16 protein-coding genes are annotated in these 16,028 nt (G+C 66.3%); 15 read left to right on the plus strand and 1 reads right to left on the minus strand.

Annotation, left to right across the window (positions count from 1 at the left end; genetic code table 11):
* Positions 1-12 precede the first annotated feature (12 nt).
* The 12 genes from AC1Z3O_RS20485 (at position 13) to cheZ (ending at position 10,771) form a co-directional block, all read left to right on the plus strand.
* A complete protein-coding gene (locus AC1Z3O_RS20485) occupies positions 13-747 on the plus strand; it encodes a DUF4088 family protein (protein ID WP_483517719.1) in 735 nt (244 codons plus the stop codon).
* 562 nt (positions 748-1,309) lie between these two features.
* A complete protein-coding gene (gene flhD / locus AC1Z3O_RS20490; RefSeq protein ID WP_483517720.1) occupies positions 1,310-1,627 on the plus strand; it encodes a flagellar transcriptional regulator FlhD in 318 nt (105 codons plus the stop codon).
* Positions 1,624-2,229, plus strand: coding sequence for a flagellar transcriptional regulator FlhC (flhC, locus tag AC1Z3O_RS20495; protein WP_483517721.1), 606 nt, complete (start codon positions 1,624-1,626; stop codon positions 2,227-2,229). The genes flhD and flhC overlap by 4 nt, the downstream gene beginning before the upstream one ends.
* 116 nt (positions 2,230-2,345) lie before the next feature.
* Entirely contained in the window at positions 2,346-3,209 is an 864-nt protein-coding gene (gene motA, locus AC1Z3O_RS20500; RefSeq protein WP_483517722.1) for a flagellar motor stator protein MotA, read from the plus strand.
* Positions 3,210-3,227: 18 nt separating this feature from the next.
* Positions 3,228-4,190, plus strand: coding sequence for a flagellar motor protein MotB (motB, locus tag AC1Z3O_RS20505; RefSeq protein WP_483517723.1), 963 nt, complete (start codon positions 3,228-3,230; stop codon positions 4,188-4,190).
* Positions 4,191-4,249: 59 nt separating this feature from the next.
* On the plus strand, positions 4,250-6,322 hold the full coding sequence (gene cheA / locus AC1Z3O_RS20510; protein ID WP_483517724.1) for a chemotaxis protein CheA: 2,073 nt from the start codon (positions 4,250-4,252) through the stop codon (positions 6,320-6,322).
* A 28-nt stretch (positions 6,323-6,350) separates the two neighbouring features.
* Complete coding sequence (cheW, locus tag AC1Z3O_RS20515; RefSeq protein WP_483517725.1) at positions 6,351-6,845, plus strand: chemotaxis protein CheW; 495 nt, start codon at positions 6,351-6,353, stop codon at positions 6,843-6,845.
* Between the two features lie 37 nt (positions 6,846-6,882).
* Positions 6,883-7,797: a CheR family methyltransferase gene (locus AC1Z3O_RS20520; RefSeq protein WP_483517726.1), complete on the plus strand. Its 915-nt coding sequence runs from the start codon at positions 6,883-6,885 to the stop codon at positions 7,795-7,797.
* A complete protein-coding gene (gene cheD, locus AC1Z3O_RS20525; RefSeq protein ID WP_483517727.1) occupies positions 7,797-8,444 on the plus strand; it encodes a chemoreceptor glutamine deamidase CheD in 648 nt (215 codons plus the stop codon). The genes AC1Z3O_RS20520 and cheD overlap by 1 nt, the downstream gene beginning before the upstream one ends.
* 20 nt (positions 8,445-8,464) lie before the next feature.
* The gene (locus tag AC1Z3O_RS20530; protein WP_483517728.1) at positions 8,465-9,535 is read left to right on the plus strand and encodes a protein-glutamate methylesterase/protein-glutamine glutaminase; all 1,071 of its coding nucleotides are present in this window, start codon (positions 8,465-8,467) and stop codon (positions 9,533-9,535) included.
* A gap of 197 nt (positions 9,536-9,732) precedes the next feature.
* A complete protein-coding gene (gene cheY / locus AC1Z3O_RS20535; RefSeq protein ID WP_483517729.1) occupies positions 9,733-10,125 on the plus strand; it encodes a chemotaxis response regulator CheY in 393 nt (130 codons plus the stop codon).
* 10 nt (positions 10,126-10,135) lie between these two features.
* Positions 10,136-10,771 carry a protein phosphatase CheZ gene (cheZ, locus tag AC1Z3O_RS20540; protein WP_483517730.1) on the plus strand — a complete coding sequence of 212 codons (636 nt, stop codon included), beginning with the start codon at positions 10,136-10,138 and terminating at the stop codon, positions 10,769-10,771.
* Positions 10,772-10,919: 148 nt separating this feature from the next.
* On the opposite strand, the gene AC1Z3O_RS20545 is transcribed toward cheZ, so the two are convergent.
* Positions 10,920-12,029 (minus strand): porin, encoded by a 1,110-nt coding sequence (locus AC1Z3O_RS20545; RefSeq protein ID WP_483517731.1) that lies wholly within the window; start codon positions 12,027-12,029, stop codon positions 10,920-10,922.
* 610 nt (positions 12,030-12,639) lie between these two features.
* On the opposite strand from AC1Z3O_RS20545, the gene AC1Z3O_RS20550 reads away from it, so the two are divergent.
* The 3 genes from AC1Z3O_RS20550 to AC1Z3O_RS20560 all read left to right on the plus strand — a co-directional run bounded on the left by AC1Z3O_RS20550 (position 12,640) and on the right by AC1Z3O_RS20560 (position 16,004).
* Entirely contained in the window at positions 12,640-13,080 is a 441-nt protein-coding gene (locus AC1Z3O_RS20550) for a (2Fe-2S)-binding protein (RefSeq protein WP_483517732.1), read from the plus strand.
* Positions 13,064-15,256, plus strand: a complete 2,193-nt coding sequence (locus AC1Z3O_RS20555; protein WP_483517733.1) for a xanthine dehydrogenase family protein molybdopterin-binding subunit — start codon at positions 13,064-13,066, stop codon at positions 15,254-15,256. Before AC1Z3O_RS20550 ends, AC1Z3O_RS20555 begins: the two co-directional genes overlap by 17 nt.
* A gap of 442 nt (positions 15,257-15,698) precedes the next feature.
* Positions 15,699-16,004 carry a recombinase-like helix-turn-helix domain-containing protein gene (locus tag AC1Z3O_RS20560; RefSeq protein ID WP_483517734.1) on the plus strand — a complete coding sequence of 102 codons (306 nt, stop codon included), beginning with the start codon at positions 15,699-15,701 and terminating at the stop codon, positions 16,002-16,004.
* Positions 16,005-16,028: the final 24 nt, after the last annotated feature.

Below are 16,028 nucleotides of genomic sequence, written 5' to 3' on the forward strand. Positions count from 1 at the left end.
CTGCGAACCTAAATGCATAGCGATGTGACCCTGGCCCTGCCAGAGGAGGCCCTGGCCAGGCTGAAGGCCGCCTTCGAACAGTTTGTCCGCCTCTCCACCGGCATGGACCGCGAGTTTGCCCCGCCGACCTTCGAGGCGTTCCTGCGTGCGCGCCTGCTGGATCAGGAATCGCCGCTGACGGAGCGTGCCGTCGGCCGCCTGTTGTCCAGCGGCGAGTACGCCTGGGTCAAGCGGGTGTTCGACAAGCAGCTGCCCAATGCGCTGTCGGCGCTGATGCGCGATGCCGAGCGCTTTGGCTTCGCGCTGGTCACGCAGGCCGATTGGACGCCGCAGCAGAAACAAGAGCAGGCGCGGCAATGGGCGGAGCAGATCCTGGCCGACTCCGGCGCGGACGCCAGCTTCACCGAGTCATTGGCGGCCCAGATCGCCGCCTCCGCGATGGACGTGCGGGCGGTCGAGCAGCGCATGCTGACGCCGGCCTGGCGGGTGGCCGAGAGCTTCCGCTCGCGCGCCTACGACCTGATGTACGCGGTGCAGACCGAGCGCAACCCGGCACTGGCCCGCTCGCGTGTCGGCGAGGTGAGGGCGCTGCTGGGGCTGGCGCTTGAGTACGGCTCGGTCAACGCTGACGAGGTCAGCCGCGTCATGGATCAACTCACGCACGCGCGTCCAGAACTCTTCCGCGAAGAGCCCAACGACGTCTTCGCCAGGATCGCGGCCTGGCTGCGTCGGCTGCTAGCCCACTGAATCATTGAAATCGGCTGGTCCCCACCACGCCATGCGGGCTGGGGCGACTCAGCGGGATCGTTGCAAATGCTCGCAATAGCCGTGCTATTGCCGCGCTTTGCGTCTAGCGCCGACTCCCGCATTGCATGTCCTTCATCTCCCAATCCAATGATTCGGCGGACTAGTCTATTGACGCCTCGCTCGTCAATAGTGGAATGCACGCAAGCAGCGCGTTGTCCTGTACCAAGACGGCTACCGTATCGCTACATCTTTGATGCAGATCAGATGACAGCTATATGACACCTGCCAGAATCGCGGCCTCATGTATGTTTGGTGCGACATTGCATTCGACCCCAACGTAAGTGGGGATTGGCAGGTGGGTCGGATTGCCGATATAAACGTAGCAGCCGCACTTACACTCTGTAACATTTGTAACGCTTCGGTTAAGTGTGGCGGGTGGCAGTCTCTTTTGTCGTGCGTTGTACCTGCCCGAATTGCATACACACGATCTGGCCGCCGGCTGCTCAAGCAGTCGGTAAGCGCTGGACAAGCGATCGGCGGGTTTTTTGGTAGCGGGGAAAAATTGGAAAGCAGTGAAGTTCTCCAGGAGATCAGGGAGGTTAACCTCGCTTATCTGCTGCTCGCGCAACGGCTTGTGCGCGAGAATCAAGTCGAAGCCATGTTCAGGCTTGGCGTCAGCAAGGAAATTGCCGACATTCTTGCCAAGCTGACCTCAGCACAACTCGTCAAGCTGGCCGCCTCCAATATGGTGCTGTGCCGCTTCCGCTTCGACGATCACGCGCTCCTGTCCAGCCTGACGCATACCGCGAAGGGCCACGACATGCAGCAGATACACGCTGCCATCCTGTTGGCGCGCCAGCCGCTGGAGTCCCTCAATTGACCGCGCTGCTCCAGGCTCAGCCTGCCCGGAGTTTCACCGCGGCTCCGGTGCCCAACCGCAAAAGCGTCCTGCAGGACGCCAACCAGACCCAACTGGCAATCGAGCTGATCGGGCTCGGTGCCCGGCTCCAGGTGCTGGAGGCCGAGACCACGCTCTCGCGCGACCGTCTCATCCGCCTGTACAAGGAACTGCGCGGCGTCTCTCCGCCCAAGGGCATGCTGCCCTTCTCGACAGACTGGTTTACTACCTGGCTGCCGAATATCCACTCCTCCTTGTTCTTCTCCGCGTACCAGTTCATGGTCAAGCAGGGCGAGACGGCCGGCATCCGCGGTGTGGTCGCCAGCTACCGGCTCTACCTGGAGCATGTTTCGCTGCTGGGAAGCGAAATTGTCTTAAGTTTCACCCGTGCCTGGACGTTAGTAAGGTTTTTCGAGAGCAATATGCTCCAGCTTTCCACCTGCACCTGCTGCGGTGGCCAGTTCGTGACGCACGCTTATGAACCGCACGCGCGGTTCGTGTGCAGTCTGTGCCGGCCGCCGTCGCGGGCAGGCAAGGCGAAGAAGCTCTCGAAGGACGCCCCGTCCAATCGAGCCGCAGCCTGAGCGCGGTTCGTCCGGGCCGGGCGAGCGCGGGTCCGGGACAGTGTCTGCATGCGGCCGCTGTACCGGTCCCGGCGCGCCGCTGCGCGCCTGACGTGTTTATCTGACGGGGAATCATCGTGCTAGTAGTCATCGGCTATGTCATCGTGCTGGCTGCCGTGCTTGGCGGGTACGCCATGACGGGCGGTCATATGGGCGCGCTTTACCAGCCGGCAGAACTTGTGATCATCGGGGGCGCTGCCCTCGGTGCCTTCGTGAGCGCCAATAGTGGCAAGGCGCTGAAGGCCACGGTGCGCGCGCTGCCCAAGCTGTTCCGCAGCAGCCGCTATAACAAGGCGCTGTACATGGAAGTGATGGCGCTGCTCTACGTGCTGTTGTCCAAGGCGCGCCGCGAAGGCATCCTCTTCCTCGAGAAGGAGATTGCCGATCCCGCCGCCAGCAGCGTCTTCAGCCAGTACCCGCGCATCCTGGCGGATCCCATCATGATGGAATTCCTGACTGACTATCTGCGCATGATGGTCAACGGGAATATGAACGCCTTCGAGATCGAGGCGCTGATGGACCACGAGATCGAGACTTTCCGCGACGAGGCGGAGGTGCCGGCCCATGCGCTGGCGCGCGTCGGCGATGGGCTGCCCGCCTTCGGCATTGTGGCCGCCGTGATGGGCGTGGTGCACGCGCTGGCATCGGCCGACCTGCCGCCCTCCGAGCTGGGGGCGCTGATCGCGCACGCCATGGTCGGCACCTTCCTGGGCATCCTGCTGGCCTACGGCTTCGTTTCGCCGCTGGCCTCGCGCATCGAGCACCAGGTGTCTGAGACGGTCAAGATGTACGAGTGCATCAAAGTCACGCTGCTGGCCTCGCTCAACGGCTACGCGCCGCTGGTGGCGGTCGAGTTCGGCCGCAAGGTGCTGTTCTCCAGCGAACGCCCGTCCTTCCTCGAACTGGACGACCATGTCCGCGAGGTCAAGAGCCTCACCTGACGGGCAGGAGCCATTGCGATGAGCAACTCGCACGAGATGCGCCCGATCGTGGTCCGTCGTGGCAAGGCGCGCGCCAAGCCGCACGGCAACCATAGCTGGAAGATCGCCTACGCCGACTTCATGACGGCGATGATGGCCTTCTTCCTGGTGCTGTGGTTGCTGAGTGCCGCCTCGCCCAAGGCGCTGGTCGGCGTGGCGGAGTACTTCCGCACGCCGCTGAAGGTGGCGATTGCCGGCGGCAACAAGAGCAGCCTGTCGTCCAGCGTGATTCCCGGCGGCGGCAAGGACCCGACCAACCAGGACGGCGAGGTCGCGCGAGCGACCGACAACGACCCGGACGCCGCGCAGAAGCGCCGCGACCAGCAGGAGGGCCAGCGGCTGCGCGCCCTGAAGAACCGGCTCGAGCAAATCATCGAGAACAACCCGGTGCTGCGCCAGTTCCGCCCGCAGCTGCTGCTCGACATCACCAGCGAGGGGTTGCGCATCCAGATCCTGGATACGCAGAACCGCCCGATGTTCCGCACCGGCAGCGCCAGCGTGGAACCCTATATGCGGGTCATCCTGCGCGAGATCGGGCCGGTGTTGAACGACATGCCCAACAAGGTCAGCCTGTCCGGCCACACCGATGCGACCAACTACAGCAACGGCGAACGCGACTACAGCAACTGGGAGCTGTCGGCCGACCGCGCCAATGCATCGCGGCGCGAGCTGATCAGCGGCGGCATGAACGAAGGCAAGGTGCTGCGCGTGCTCGGGCTGGCCGCGACCATGCCGCTCGACCGGTCCGATCTGCTGGCACCGGTGAACCGGCGCATCAGCATCGTGGTACTGAACTCGCGCGCGCAGGCCCGCTTCGAGGCGGAGAACGCCAGCGCGGCACAAGTCGCCGTGCAGGCCCGCGCCGGGCAGGCAGGAGAGGAAATGCGCGACGCGCTGAGCGAGGCCGCCAGCGCGCCGGCAGCGCAGGGCAAGAGCAAATGAGGCGGGCGGCCCGCGCGGGCGGCACGCCTCTCCAGGCAATCTAGAGAGTCAGGACGGCCATGTCTGTCGATATCGATATCACGCAGTTCTACCAGACCTTTTTCGAGGAAGCGGAGGAGCTCCTCGAAGAAATGGAGCAGTTGCTGCTCGGCCTGGATCTGGAAGCCCCCGACGCGGAAGAGCTCAACGCGATCTTCCGCGCCGCGCATTCGATCAAGGGCGGCGCCGCCACCTTCGGCTTCACCGCGCTCACTGACACCACGCACCTGCTGGAAAACCTGTTGGACCGCACCCGGCGGCGGGAGATGGCGCTGTCGAGGACCATCATCGACACCTTTCTGGAAACCAAGGACGTGCTGCAAGATCAGCTCAACGCTTACCGAAACGGTACCGAACCCGATCCTGAAACGATGGCGCGCATCTGCGCGGTGTTGCAGCAGCTGGCGCGCGAGGCCGACGGCGAAGCTTCTGCCGCACCTGCGCCCGTGCCCGCACCGGTCGCGGCTCCGGCTCCCGCTCCGGCCGCGTCGGCGCCGGCCGGCGGTGCGTTGAAGGTGCGCCTGCTCAAGGTGTCGGCGGCCGACCAGGCGCTGCTGCGCGAGGAGCTGGCCAACCTGGGCGAGATCACCGGCGAGCAGCAACAGGAAGGCGAGCTGGCGATCTGGCTGTCCACCCAATGCAGCGCCGATGACATCATCGCGGTCTGCTGCTTCGTGATCGACGGCGACCAGATCGTGGTGGAGCCGGCCCCGGCGCAGCCCGAGGCAGCCAGCGCAGCGGAGCCGGCGGCAGCGCCGGCCTCGGCTGCCGCCGTGCAGGCGCCCGCTGCGGCGGCACCCGCGGCACCCGCGGCACCCGCGGCACCCGCGGCACCCGCGGCGCCCCAGGCCGCGCCGGCCAAGGACAAGGGCAAGGCAACGCCGGCCGCGGCCGCCCACGGCCATGAATCGGGTTCCATCCGCGTGGCCACCGAGAAGGTCGACCAGATCATCAACCTGGTCGGCGAGCTGGTGATCACCCAGTCGATGCTGGCGCAGACCGCGTCCACGCTCGACCCGGTGCTGTTCGACCGGCTCTTTTCCGGCATGGGGCAGCTCGAGCGCAACGCGCGCGACCTGCAGGAAGCGGTGATGTCGATCCGCATGATGCCGATGGACTATGTCTTCTCGCGCTTCCCGCGCCTGGTGCGCGACCTCGCCGGCAAGCTGGGCAAGCAGATCGACCTGGTCACATTCGGCAAGGCGACCGAACTCGACAAGAGCCTGATCGAGCGGATCATCGACCCGCTGACCCACCTCGTGCGCAACAGCCTGGACCACGGCATCGAGACGCCGGACAAGCGCGTGGCCGCGGGCAAGGACCCGACCGGCCAGCTGATCCTGTCGGCGCAGCATCATGGCGGCAATATCGTCATCGAGGTCAGCGACGACGGCGGCGGCCTGCGCCGCGACAAGATCCTGGCCAAGGCGATGCAGAACGGCTTGCCGGTGTCGGAGACGATGCCGGACGAGGAGGTCTGGCCGCTCATCTTCGCGGCGGGCTTCTCCACCGCCGAGGCCGTGACCGACGTGTCCGGCCGCGGCGTCGGCATGGACGTGGTCAGGCGCAACATCCAGGAAATGGGCGGGCATGTCGAGATCGCATCGCGTCCCGGCCACGGCACCACCATCCGCATCGTGCTGCCGCTGACGCTGGCCATCCTTGACGGCATGTCGGTCAAGGTCGGCGCGGAAACCTTCATCCTGCCGCTGAACTGCGTGATGGAGTCGCTGCAGCCCAAGCAGGAAGACGTGCGCACCGCCGCCAACACCGAACGCGTGATGCACGTGCGCGGCGAATACCTGCCGCTGCTCGAGCTGCACAAGGTGTTCAACGTGGCCGATGCCGTGAGTGAGCCCACGCAGGGCATCGCGGTGATCCTGCAGGCCGAAGGCAAGCGCTTTGCGCTGCTGGTCGACCAGCTGATCGGCCAGCACCAGGTGGTGCTGAAGAACCTGGAAACCAACTACCGCAAGGTGCCGTGCATCTCCGCCGCCACCATCCTGGGCGACGGCAGCGTGGCGCTGATCGTCGACGTTGGCGCCCTGCAGCGTACCGGCGTGCGCCGGCACGACGCGGTGGTCGTGCAGTAACCGCTCAAGCTCTGGAGGACAAGACAACATGGCCGGCATCGGACATATCGACACGCCCGGCAGCGAGGCTGCGGGACAGGAGTTCCTCGTCTTCACGCTGGGCACCGAGGAATACGGCATCGACATCCTCAAGGTGCAGGAGATCCGCGGCTATGACGCCGTCACCCGCATCGCCAACGCGCCGGACTTCATCAAGGGCGTGACCAACCTGCGCGGCGTGATCGTGCCCATCGTCGACCTGCGCCTGAAGTTCCGCCTGGGCAACGTGCGCTACGACCACCAGACGGTGGTGATCATCCTGAACATCGCGGGTCGCGTGGTCGGCATCGTCGTCGATGGCGTGTCCGACGTACTGACGCTCACCGGCGAGGGGATCAAGCCCGCGCCCGAGTTCGGTGTGTCGGTGTCGACCGAATACCTGACCGGCCTCGGCAGTGTCGATGGCCGCATGCTGATCCTGATCGACATCGAGCGCCTGATGACCAGCGCAGAGATGGAACTGGTCGAGAGCGCCGTGGCCTGAGGCCCGGACCTCGCCCACGCAGCAGCGGAGTCAGCACATGACGCAGCCACGCTCACCGGCCCCGGCGGCGGGCGGTACCCGTAGCGTGCTGGCGCCCGCCGCCGGTGCCCCGCGGCGCGACGAGCAGCGGGATTTCCTGCTCACTGAGCGGGATTTCGACAAGATCCGCGCGCTGATCCATCGGCGCGCGGGCATCTCGCTCGGCAGCCAGAAGCGGGAAATGGTGTACAGCCGGCTGGCGCGCCGCTTGCGCGCCTTGCAGCTCAGCGATTTCTCCAGCTACCTGGCGCAGCTGGAAGCCGACGATCGTTCGCCGGAGTGGGAGTTCTTCACCAACGCGCTGACCACCAACCTGACCGCGTTCTTCCGCGAGGCACACCACTTCCCGCTGCTGGCCGCGCATGCCAAGAAGCACGGCCGGCCCTATTCGGTGTGGTGCGCGGCCGCGTCCACCGGCGAGGAGCCGTATTCGATCGCCATCACCTTGGCCGAGGCCCTGGGCGAGCGCGCGGCCACGGTGCTGGCCACCGATATCGACACCCAGGTCCTGGCCAAGGCGCGCAGCGGCATCTATACCGCGGAGCAGGTGGCCAAGCTGCCGACCGAGCAGCTCAAGCGTTTCTTCCTCAAGGGCAACGGGCAGCGGGCCGGCTCGGTGAAGGTCAAGCCGGAATTGGCAGCCACCATCGACTTCGCGCCGCTGAACCTGCTCGCGCCGGACTGGGGCATCCAGGCGCGCTTCGATGCGATCTTCTGCCGCAATGTGATGATCTACTTCGACAAGCCGACGCAGGGACGCATCCTGGAACGCTTCGTGCCACTGCTCAAGCCGCACGGCCTGCTGTTCGCCGGGCACTCGGAGAACTTCTCCTATGTGACGCGCGCCTTCCAGCTGCGCGGCCAGACCGTGTACGAGCTGGCATCGTCCGCGGCGCGCGCCGGAGGTGGCTGATGCACACACTGCAAATACCCGAGGCGATCGCCACCCGCACCTACTTCGACCGCGAGTTCGGCAAGCAGGCGATCAAGCTGCTGCCCAACGAGTACTACGTCACCGGCGATGACGTGGTGCTGACCACGGTGCTGGGCTCCTGCGTGGCGGCCTGCATCCGCGACGAACAGGCAGGCGTCGGCGGCATGAACCACTTCATGCTGCCGGACGACGAGGGCGCCGGCGCGGACCGCATGCTGTCACCGTCGATGCGCTACGGTTGCTACGCACTCGAGGTGCTGGTCAACGAACTGCTCAAGCTCGGCGCGCGCCGCGAGCGGCTCGAGGCGAAGGTGTTCGGCGGCGGTGCGGTGCTGGCCAATATGACCACGCTGAACATCGGTGACCGCAACGCGGACTTCGTGCTGCGCTATCTCAAGACAGAGAACATCCGCGTGGCGGCGCAGGACCTGCGCGGACCCCACGCGCGGCGCGTGAGCTATTTTCCGCGCAGCGGGCTGGCGCTGGTGCGCCGGCTGACACGCCAGGACGACCAGGTGGTGGTGGCGCGCGACGAGCGCGCGCTGGCCAGCGCCATTGCCGCAGCCCCGGCGCGCGGGCGCGCCGAGCTGTTCGAGCGCCGCCCAGGCACTTCCACGACTTCCTGAAGCGAAAGGACCAGAGAACGATGAGCGTGGCCAAGATCAAGGTGCTATGCGTGGACGATTCCGCGCTGATCCGCAGCCTGATGACCGAGATCATCAACGGCCAGGGTGACATGGAGGTGGTCGGCACGGCCCCCGACCCGCTGGTGGCGCGCGAGATGATCAAGCGGCTGAATCCCGATGTGCTGACGCTGGACGTGGAAATGCCGCGCATGGACGGCCTCGACTTCCTCGAACGGCTGATGCGCTTGCGTCCGATGCCGGTGCTGATGGTGTCGTCGCTGACCGAGCGTGGCTCGGAAATCACGATGCGCGCGCTGGAACTCGGCGCGGTGGATTTCGTCACCAAGCCCAAGCTCGGTATCCGGGATGGCCTGATCGAGTACAGCGATACCATCGCCGACAAGATCCGCGCGGTATCGCGTGCACGCCTGCGCGCGGCCGCGCCCGCCGTGGCCGCCCCGCCACCCGCTCCCCTGCTGCGCAGCCCGCTGCTTTCCACCGAGAAGCTGATCATCGTCGGCGCCTCCACCGGCGGCACCGAAGCGATCAAGGAATTCCTGATGCCGCTGCCGCCGGACAGCCCCGCAGTGCTGATCGTGCAGCACATGCCGGCCGGCTTCACGCGGTCCTTCGCGCAGCGGCTCGACGGCCTGTGCCGGATCACCGTGAAGGAGGCGGAGCACGGCGAGCGCGTGCTGCCCGGCCATGCCTATATCGCGCCGGGCGACATGCATCTGCGCCTGGCGCGCAGCGGTGCCAACTATGTCGCGCACCTGTCGCAGGAGCCGCCGGTCAACCGGCATCGTCCGTCGGTGGACGTGCTGTTCGATTCGGCGGCCCAGCATGCGGGCAAGAATGCCATCGGCGTGATCCTGACCGGCATGGGCCGGGACGGCGCGCAGGGCATGCGGCGCATGCACGAGGCCGGTGCCTACAGCCTGGCGCAGGACGAGCAAAGCTGCATCGTGTTCGGCATGCCCAAGGAGGCGATTGCCGCTGGTGGGGTCAATGAGGTGGTACCGCTGGCCGCGATGACGCAGCGCGTGATGGCGCGGCTGGCTACCTTCGGCGCGCGCGCCCAGCGGGTCTGAGCATCCGCGAGGCAGGGCGGCCGGAAAAGAGGCGCATGCAGAAAGCGTGGTGAACGCGGGAAGCACGGGAAACGCGAGAAACGCAGAAAAGGCGCACCAAGACGCAGAACGACACAAACGGGCAGGTGTCCGGGCCATCGCCGCAAGGGGCGCCTGCCGAGATTGCAATCATCCACAACTGTTTTGGAGCCGTAAGAGTGGACAAGAACATCAAGATCCTGGTGGTCGACGACTTCCCGACCATGCGTCGGATCATCCGCAACCTGCTCAAGGAGCTGGGTTTTTCCAACGTGGAAGAGGCTGAGGACGGCGCCGCCGGGCTGGAGAAGGTCCGGGACGGCAGCTTCCAGTTTGTCGTCTCCGACTGGAACATGCCGAACATGGACGGCCTGACCATGCTGCAGGCGATCCGCGCCGACGCTGCGCTGGCCAAGCTGCCGGTGCTGATGGTGACGGCCGAGGCGAAGAAGGAAAACATCATCGCCGCCGCGCAGGCCGGTGCGAACGGCTACGTGGTCAAGCCGTTCACCGCGGCGACGCTGGACGAAAAGATCACCAAGATCTTCGAGAAGCTGAGCAAGGAAGGCTGAGATGGGCGACATGGCGACGATTCCGTCTTACAGCAACGATGCGACCGAACAGATCATCCATCGGATTGGCAATCTGACACGGATGCTGCGCGACAGCATGCGGGAGCTGGGTCTCGACAAAGAGATCGAGCGCGCGGCGCAGGCCATTCCCGATGCCCGCGATCGCCTGAAGTACATCGCCGCCATGACCGAGCAGGCGGCCGAGCGCACGCTGAACGCCGTGGAGCTGGCCCAGCCCATCCAGGCCGGGCTGGAGAAGCAGGCGGAGGGGCTGGAGCAGCGCTGGGAGGCCTGGTTCAAGGAGCCAGTCGAACTGGGCGACGCGCGCGAGCTGGTGCTGGATACCCGCGCCTTTCTGACCGAGGTGCCGCAGCAGACCCGGGCCACCGCCTCGCACCTGCTGGACATCATGATGGCGCAGGACTTCCAGGACCTGACCGGCCAGGTCATCAAGAAGATGATGGACATGATCCGCACGCTGGAGCACGAACTGCTGCAGATGCTGATCGACAACGTCCCGGCCGATCGCCGCACGGAAGCGCCGGCCACGCTGATGAACGGCCCGCAGGTCAGTCCCGAGGGCAAGGCCGACGTGGTGTCGGACCAGTCGCAGGTGGACGACCTGCTCGCCAGCCTGGGCTTCTGATCGCTGTCGTCGGCCCGGGGCCGCGCCAGCCGGGCGCGGCTGGCGGGTCTCCTTCATTGCGCTGCCTGCCTGTGGCCGGCGGCGCGCATGCGCTCGCCCGTACGCGCCGCTTCGGTGCGAATCGGATCTGGACGAGCGCCAGGGTCGATCAGAAGATGTGCTTGATGCCGATCATCGTGCCGAACTGGTTGCCGCCGGGTGCGGGGTTGGAGCCGGGCGCACCGCCGCTGACCGATTGCGCGAGCTTGCCGCCGTTGTCGATGAAGCCGGCGGTGGCATAGACCGAGGTGCGCTTGCTGAAGGCATAGGTGCCGCGCAGCGCGTACAGCCAGGCCTTGTTGGCGCTGTTGTGGTACTTCTGCCAGTAGACCTGGCCGGCAATGTTGAATGCCGGCGTGATGTCATAGGAAGCGCCGCCGTAGATCAGGTCGCTCTTGGGCGTCGGGCTGCCGTCGTTGTCGCGGCGGATCCAGCCCAGGCCCAGCTTGGTGTTGGACAGCAGCATGTAGCCGCCCAATGCCAGCCGGTTATCGGTCAGGCTGCTCTTGGTCAGGCCGCCGAAGGCGCCCGGGCCGCCGCGCAGCGAATCGTAGGCCGCGCTCACACCCCACCAGTTGGTCTCGTACATCAGCATCGCCGACCATTCACGGCAGGCCCGGCTGTCGCCCGGGGTCTCGCCGGCGCAGTTGGTGCCGGATGGGCTGGGCCCGGCGTTGACCGTGTCGCGGCCGAAGCTGTAGGTGGCGCCCGCCGTCAGGCCGCCGAACTTGCCTTTATAGGCGATGGCGTTGTCGGCGCGGGTGTTGGGCAGGTAGCTGTCGAGCGAGCCTGATCCGTACACGTTGGGGCCGAGGATGTCGGTGTCCAGCGTGGCCCAGAACAGCATGGTGTACTGGCGGCCGAAGCTGACCTGGCCCCAGTTGTTGCTGCTCAGCCCCACCCAGGCCTGGCGGCCGAACAGGCGGCCGCCCTGGTTGGACGCGCCCGAATCGGGGGCGAAGCCGGATTCGAGGGCGAAGTTCGCCTTCAGCCCGTTGCCGAGGTCTTCGGTGCCGCGCAGGCCCCAGCGCGACGGCACGGTGCCGGTCAGGGTCGGCACGCGTGCGAGGTTGTCCTTGGCGGCGCCGACGTGGTTCACGTATTCGATGCCGGTGTCGATGACGCCATACAGCGTCACCGACTGGGCCGCGGCATCAAGGGGCGCGGCAACAAGGGGCGCGGCGGCGAGCATGCCGGCGGCAAGCCTTGCGAGTTTCATTTCTTGATTCCTCCTCTTTTCCTCTTATCCGATTGCTATCGGTTGTGGTGGTGTTCCCGCTTCCGCGGCTCCCGGACTTGGGGACGGGCGTCGAATGGCGCCCAGGTCATCGAGTCTGCGTGCCCATCGCGACGGCCTTCTTGCCGATCCGCATCGTGCCAGCCGGAGCCTGCCGGGAGCGTTTTGTTATGCGCGTTGCCGCACATTTGTTTCATATATGAAACGTTGGCTTATATATGGAACCGATGGGGAAATATAGTCGCTATCCGGCAAGGGGATGCAGGGGGGTTATCCCTAGTGAAGCGGGAATGCGACGGTAGCGGTCCGTTTCCGGCGTGGGCCACGGTCAACGTGGAGCCGGTATGAATCGGCAATGCGACAAGGCCGTCCGGGTTTGCCGCGCAGGTCGCGGTCGGCGCTTCGATGACGGGAGCGAAAATGCCTAGGGGTTAGCCCGCATGAACCTTCCTTCGCGCAGGTCTTATAGTTCGCTCGTTCTACCAGAAAACCGATGTTTCATATATGAGACATATGGTGCCGAGATCGGTGTGCGCCACCAGGCGGATGTGAGGCGCGAAGCCGCACGGTGTACCGCATCAGGAGGAAGCGAGTGGAATACGAACTGAACGGGAAAGCCAGCCGTTTCGACGGCGACGGCGAAACGCCGCTGCTCTGGGTCATCCGCGACAGCGCGGGACTGACGGGCACCAAGTACGGCTGCGGCATCGGCATGTGCGGCGCCTGCACCGTCCATATCGACGGCGTGGCGCAGCGCTCGTGCGTGACGCCGGCCAGCGCCGTGGCGGGCCGCCGCGTCACCACCATCGAGGGGCTGGCGCCTGCACGTTCGCACAAGGTGCAGCAGGCCTGGATCGCCAAGGATGTTCCGCAATGCGGCTACTGCCAGTCGGGCATGGTGATGGCGGTGGCCTCGCTGCTCAAGCAGCATCCGCATCCGAGCGACCAGCAGATCGACGAGGCGGTGACGAATATCTGCCGCTGCGCCAGCTATCACCGCATCCGGGAGGCGATCCATGTTGCCGCTAAGTGATAGGCAGGCGCCGGCGCGCGTGTCGCGGCGCGCTTTCCTCAAGTTCGGCGCGGCCGCTGCCGGCGCGCTATGCATTCCCTTGCCGGTGCTGGCTGGCCGCACCGTCGACAGCGGGCCGCACGGCAGCAACGAGCTGACCGACTGGATCTGGATCGAGGCCGATGGCAAGACGCGGCTGGGTTTGTCGCAATGCGAGGCCGGCCAGGGTGTTTTCACCGGCCTGCCGCAGGTCTTGGCCGATGAGCTGGATGCCGACTGGCGCCAGGTCGAGGTGGTCTTCGTGACCGGACGCGATGCCTACCGCACCGGTGCCGCCTATGAAGAACCGCAGCAGTTTGTCGGCGCATCGATGTCGGCCACGTTGTTCTACGAGCGCCTGCGCATCGCCGGCGCCCAGGCGCGCGAGGTGCTGCTGCGGGCGGGCTCCCGGCGGCTCAATGTCCGGCCCAGCCAGTGCCGCACCGAGCTGGGCCGCGTGGTGCACGGCGCCACCGGCCGCTCGCTGGGCTATGGCGAACTGGCTGCCGATGCGGCGCGGCTGCCGCTCAATCCATCGCCCCGGCTCAAGAACGAGGCGGCGCACAAGCTGATCGGGCAGGCACTGCCGCGCCTGGACACACCGTCCAAGGTGGATGGCAGCGCCGAGTTCGGCATCGACGTCAAGGTGCCCGGCATGCTGGTGGGCGCGCTCAAGATGCCGCCGTCGGTGACCGGCAAGGTCACGGGGCTGCGCAACGCCGACGCGGTGCGCAGGATGCCCGGCGTGCAGGCAGTGGTGCAGGCGCCGGACGCCGCCATCGTGGTCGCGCTCAGCTACTGGCAGGCCAAGAAGGGCGCCGATGCCCTGGAGCTGGAGATCGATCCCGGACCCGCCAAGGGCCTGGACAGCGAGGCCATCCTCGCCGCGCGCAGCGCCGCGCTCGCTGCCGGCGAGGCCGTGGTCGCGACCCGGCTGGGCGATCCCGACGGCGCGCTTGCCAAGGGCGGCGGCAAGGTGATCGAGGCCGACTACCACACGCCCTATGTCGTGCACGCGACCATGGAGGCGGTGAACGCGACCGTGCACGTGCGCGAGGACGCCATCGAGGTGTGGGGGCCGATCCAGGGGCAGGACTTCGTGCGCAATGCGCTGGCCAAGCTGTTCAGCCGCAAGCCCGAAGCGGTGATCGTGCATACCACCTTTCTCGGCGGCAGCTTCGGGCGCAAATACCTGCCGGACTTCGTGGTCCATGCCGCGCGCGCTTCGGCGGCTGTCGGCAGGCCGGTCAAGGTGATCCGCTCGCGCGAGGATGACATCCGCCACGGTTTCTACCGTCCCGGCGTGTCGGGTCGCTTCCGTGCCGTGCTCGATGCGCAGGGAATGCCCCAGGCCATGCACGCGCGCATCACGGGCCAGTCGCTCTACGGCGTCATCAAGAAGGAGCGCATGGCGCAGAACGGCGGCTGGGACGAAACCATGCTGGAAGCGGTCTATGACCTCGCCTACAAGGTGCCCAACCTGAAGGTGGACATGATCGACGTCAAGCAGCCGATCCCGGTCAGCTTCCTGCGCAGCGTGGGCAGTACCTCCAGCGTGTTCATGCTGGAGAGTTTCGTCAACGAGCTGGCCGACGCCGCGAGCATCGATCCCTATCGCTACCGGCGCGCGTTGCTGGCGCACGATCCGCTGGCGCTGCGCGTGCTGGATGCCGCCGCCGCGCGGGCGGGCTGGGACGGCAAGCCGGCGCCGGGCGTGACGCGCGGCTTCACCTTCAACGTGTACACCGGGCGCGGCGAGGCATTCCAGACCTATGTGGCGATGGCGGTCGAGCTGGAGCGCGCCGGCCGCGCGTTCAAGGTGCGGCGCGTGGTGTGCGCCGTCGACGCGGGCAGGCCCATCAACCCGGGCCTGATCCGCGCCAATATCGAAGGCGGCATCGGCTTTGCGCTCAGCAACACGCTCAAGAGCGAGATCACCTTCAAGGACGGCGTGGTGCAGCAAAGCAATTTCCACGACTTCCGCGTGATCTCGCTGGCCGAGATGCCCCGCATCGAGGTGGAGATCGTTGCCAGCGACCGCCCACCCCAGGGTTGCGGCGAGGTCGCGCTGGCGCCTGTGGCGCCGGCCGTGGCCCATGCCCTCTACCAGGCCACCCGGCAGCGCCGCCGCGCCATGCCGATGAGTCTGGAAGCCTGAGGCCGTCGCTTTTGAACTCGCTCTGTTGGCTCCCTTCTCCCGCTTGCGGGAGAAGGGGCCGGCGCGCGCAGTCTCCCGGTGCCAGCCGTTGCCGATGCCGCGTGATGCAGCGCATTGCCGCTTTGCTTCAGGCGGTGTCAGCTTTTGCACCCCACAGCCCTACGAAATCTCCGCTACGCGGGGCTGCCGCTCACGCTTCAAGGTGATCTGCGATGCGCTTTTCCGCGCAATGGCGCTGCGCCGAGTGATGCGCTGGACTCCCCTCAGCCCCTTCCTGGCAGCGTCCTGGGTTAACCCCAGTCTGCATTTCCCGATTTCTTGTCTATAGTTCTTTCTGTTCAATATATGAATCGTTGTTTCGTTAGTGAAACGAAACGCAAAGCGAAGCCCGGGCCGCGTTGTCGCGGCGGAAGCTGGCAAGAAAAGGATAGGAGCAAGCGCAATGGACGACGTCGCATACAACCCGAACCTCGCGCCCTGGGAAAAGGCGGTGCCGAACAACGTGGCCGGCAAGGGCTGCATCGAGCAGCCCGGCAAGGTTGCCAACCTCGTCTGGCAGACCCGTGCCGCGGCGCCGACCGCCTATGAGAACGCGCTGGGCGATGCGCTGCAGGCCGCCTTCGAGGCCGGCGCCGAGAGTCCCGAGGACATCGTGCGCGCCTTCAATGCCGCCGGCCTGCTGTGCGCCGATGGCGAGCGCTGGACCGAGGAGCGCTTCCTCGCCGAGATGCGCCGGCTGGGCGCCTGAACGGACCGCGCGCCGGGCAACAAG

Source organism: Cupriavidus sp. 09_S30, from assembly GCF_056930435.1.

Bases quoted from the DNA above. Each gene is read 5' to 3' on its own strand.
- AC1Z3O_RS20485 (WP_483517719.1), top strand. From the start codon at position 13: ATGCATAGCGATGTGACCCTGGCCCTGCCAGAGGAGGCCCTGGCCAGG.
- motB (WP_483517723.1), top strand. From the start codon at position 3,228: ATGAGCAACTCGCACGAGATGCGCCCGATCGTGGTCCGTCGTGGCAAG.
- cheA (WP_483517724.1), top strand. From the start codon at position 4,250: ATGTCTGTCGATATCGATATCACGCAGTTCTACCAGACCTTTTTCGAG.
- cheW (WP_483517725.1), top strand. From the start codon at position 6,351: ATGGCCGGCATCGGACATATCGACACGCCCGGCAGCGAGGCTGCGGGA.
- AC1Z3O_RS20520 (WP_483517726.1), top strand. From the start codon at position 6,883: ATGACGCAGCCACGCTCACCGGCCCCGGCGGCGGGCGGTACCCGTAGC.
- cheD (WP_483517727.1), top strand. From the start codon at position 7,797: ATGCACACACTGCAAATACCCGAGGCGATCGCCACCCGCACCTACTTC.
- AC1Z3O_RS20530 (WP_483517728.1), top strand. From the start codon at position 8,465: ATGAGCGTGGCCAAGATCAAGGTGCTATGCGTGGACGATTCCGCGCTG.
- cheZ (WP_483517730.1), top strand. From the start codon at position 10,136: ATGGCGACGATTCCGTCTTACAGCAACGATGCGACCGAACAGATCATC.
- AC1Z3O_RS20545 (WP_483517731.1), bottom strand. From the start codon at position 12,029: ATGAAACTCGCAAGGCTTGCCGCCGGCATGCTCGCCGCCGCGCCCCTT.
- AC1Z3O_RS20555 (WP_483517733.1), top strand. From the start codon at position 13,064: ATGTTGCCGCTAAGTGATAGGCAGGCGCCGGCGCGCGTGTCGCGGCGC.
- AC1Z3O_RS20560 (WP_483517734.1), top strand. From the start codon at position 15,699: ATGGACGACGTCGCATACAACCCGAACCTCGCGCCCTGGGAAAAGGCG.